This is a genomic window from Trebonia sp. (genome assembly GCF_049794275.1).
In the GTDB taxonomy this organism is placed as follows: domain Bacteria; phylum Actinomycetota; class Actinomycetes; order Streptosporangiales; family Streptosporangiaceae; genus Trebonia.
The window spans coordinates 1-2,524 of the sequence record NZ_JBARCR010001219.1 but is presented as its reverse complement, the minus strand read 5'-3'; the positions used below and the strand labels follow the sequence as shown (position 1 = coordinate 2,524).

Sequence of the window (2,524 nt, the reverse complement as noted above, 5' to 3'; positions counted from 1 at the left end):
GAGCGGCCCGCGCCGTGCTTTGGTTTCTCGATGATCCGCGGGTTACTGATCCTGACGGGGAGTGGGCTGGCGCGGTGCGGGCGTGGACCGATGGGCGGATCCGCAAGGTGGTCAGGCGGGCGCGGGGGGCTGGCTGGGAACGGGCGTCGGCGCTTCCCGGGATCACGATTACCCAGGGGTCGGCGGAGATCCGTGTCTACCCGCCGGTCCCAGTCGATGAGTGGCCGCCCGACCTGGCCAGATTGCAGGTGGCTGGAACCGAGCTCGAGGACCCGGAACCGCCGCCGGCGGTTCAGGAGGGCACACCCGTATTGTGGGTCAACCCCGGCCTCCCGATGACCGCGGGAAAGGCGATGGCCCAGGTCGGCCACGCCGCGCAACTAGCCTGGATGCGTCTAGGCGCAAAGGACCGCTCGGACTGGCGAGACCGCGACTTCAACCTAGCCGTACGGCCGGCCCCAGCGGAACGCTGGCCGGACCTGGTATCCAGTGGCCTCCCTGTCGTCCAGGACGGCGGTTTCACCGAAGTCGCCCCAGGCTCCTGCACGGTAGTCGCCGACCTCCCGGCCTTGCACTCGCCTGCACGGTGAGGCGAGGCCGCCGGGGGAGATTCTCCGCGGTGTTCCGGAGGACTGGCCGCGGAAATCTCCCCCGAGGCCCTGCCGACAACCCGGCCCGGGGTGCTTTGCTTAGGCGCTATGGGTCGTCCGAGTCTTTTCGACTACATCATCGTCGGCGGCGGGTCGGCCGGCAGCGCCCTGGCGAACCGCTTGTCGGCGGACGCCACTACGAGAGTGCTCGTGCTCGAGGCGGGCCGGTCCGATTACGCCTGGGATCCGTTCATCCACATGCCGGGCGCGCTCACCTTTCCGATCGGCTCCCGGTTCTACGACTGGCAGTACGAGAGCGAGCCGGAGCCGTTCCTGAACGACCGCCGGATCTATCATGCCCGCGGCAAGGTGCTCGGCGGGTCGAGCAGCATCAACGGGATGATCTTCCAGCGCGGCAACCCGCTGGACTACGAGCGGTGGGCGGCCGACCCTGGCATGGCGGACTGGGACTACGCGCACTGCCTGCCGTACTTCAAGCGGATGGAGAACTGCCTGGCCGCGGAGGACACGGCGGACGAGGCCTTCCGCGGGTCTTCAGGGCCGCTCGTTCTCGAGCGCGGGCCGGCCGACAATCCGCTGTTTCAGGCCTTCTTTATCGCGGTGCAGCAGGCCGGGTACCCCCTCACGAGCGACGTGAACGGGTACCGGCAGGAGGGGTTCGCCGCCTTCGACAGGAACATTCACCACGGCCGCCGGCTGTCCGCGGCGCGCGCCTACCTGCACCCGGTCATGGACCGGCCGAACCTGCGGGTCGAGACCCGGGTGCAGGCCACCAGGATCCTCTTCGACGGGACGCGCGCGACCGGGGTGGAGTTCGCGCCGCTCGGCGCGACGGGGGCGCCTGGTTCCCGCCGCCAGGCACACGGCGGCGAGGTGATCGTGTGCGCCGGGGCGTTCGGCTCGCCGCAGTTGCTGCAGCTTTCCGGGGTGGGCAGCGCGACCGAACTGTCCGCGCTCGGCATCCCGGTCGTGGCAGACCTGCCGGGTGTCGGCGAGAACATGCAGGACCACCTGGAGGTGTACATCCAGTACGGGTCCAAGCTGCCGGTGTCGGTGGCACCCGCGCTCAAGTGGCGCAACCGGCCCCGGGTGGCCGCCGAGTGGTGGCTGCGCCACTCGGGCCCGGCCGCGACTAACCACTTCGAGGGCGGCGGATTCGCCAGGTCCAACGACTCGGTCGCCTACCCGAACCTGATGTTCCACTTCCTGCCGATCGCGGTCCGGTACGACGGGTCCGCCCCGGCCGGCGGGCACGGCTACCAGGTGCACATCGGGCCGATGTACTCCGACTCGCGCGGCACGGTCAAGATCGAGTCCGCGGACCCGTTCGCCAAGCCGGCGCTGCGGTTCAACTACCTGTCCACGCCGACCGACCGGCGGGAGTGGACCGAGGCGATCCAGATCGCCAGGAACATCCTGAACCAGTCGGCGTTCGACGAGTTCAACGCCGGGGAGCTGTCGCCGGGGCCGTCGGTGGCGACCGAAGAGGAGATCCTCGCGTGGGTCGCGCGGGACGCGGAGACCGCGCTGCACCCGTCCTGCACCTGCGCGATGGGGACCGGGCCGCTGGCGGTGACCGACCCGGCGTCGCTGCGCGTGCACGGCGTCTCCGGGCTGCGGGTCGTCGACGCGTCAGCCATGCCGTACGTCACCAACGGCAACATTTACGCTCCGGTGATGATGCTCGCGGAAAAGGCCGCCGACCTGATCATGGGCGCCGCTCCGCTGGCCGCGGAACCGATCCCGTTTTACCGGCACCAATCGGAGACGGCGACCGGTTAGCGGTTTCCCACATGATGGAACCAATGTGACAGACGGCACTTTATGTCTGGACAGTGCGGCGGTTATTTCCCCATGATCTTCGCATGACCGCACCCGATGACGACCCGCTGCCTGAGGCGGTTTCGCTCGTC

At 69.3% G+C, this 2,524-nt stretch carries 2 protein-coding genes; both read left to right on the top strand.

The window, feature by feature from the left end; all coding sequences use genetic code 11:
- A partial coding sequence (locus WA805_RS29940) for a peptidyl-tRNA hydrolase (protein ID WP_425244002.1) occupies positions 1-590 on the top strand: 590 nt, incomplete at its 5' end.
- Positions 591-698: 108 nt separating this feature from the next.
- Positions 699-2,393, top strand: coding sequence for a choline dehydrogenase (betA, locus tag WA805_RS29935; RefSeq protein ID WP_425244001.1), 1,695 nt, complete (start codon positions 699-701; stop codon positions 2,391-2,393).
- Positions 2,394-2,524 lie beyond the last annotated feature (131 nt).